Annotated in this window: 1 protein-coding gene; it reads right to left on the bottom strand. The window is 43.6% G+C overall.

Annotated elements, in window-relative coordinates; all coding sequences use genetic code 11:
• The coding region (locus DC53_RS0121105; protein ID WP_033032689.1) for a phage terminase large subunit family protein at positions 1-298 on the bottom strand (298 nt) is incomplete at both ends.

Consider the following 298-nt stretch of genomic DNA (forward strand, 5'->3'; position numbering starts at 1 on the left):
AAGCTTGTAGTTGTCATCAATAATTGAGTTGCCCTTTTCCAAAGGCGTAGACAACATGCACACTTTTTTAGATTGGGTATAACCTGCGGTACGGTCGATAGCTAGTTTTACTGGAGAACCGTCACGGCCTACCGATTTTTTATAACCATCAACCTCATCCAAGAATAAGTACTGAATAGAGAATGAACGCAGCTTACCCGGCGAGTTACTACCAAAGAAAAGGCCATAACCACCACCGAACCATGATAAGCGGTCTTTTGTCTTACCTGTTTTGCGCCCATTAGTTTCTGCGTCGTTC

It is taken from the genome of Pseudoalteromonas fuliginea (assembly GCF_000690055.1).
GTDB classification, from domain to species: domain Bacteria; phylum Pseudomonadota; class Gammaproteobacteria; order Enterobacterales; family Alteromonadaceae; genus Pseudoalteromonas; species Pseudoalteromonas fuliginea.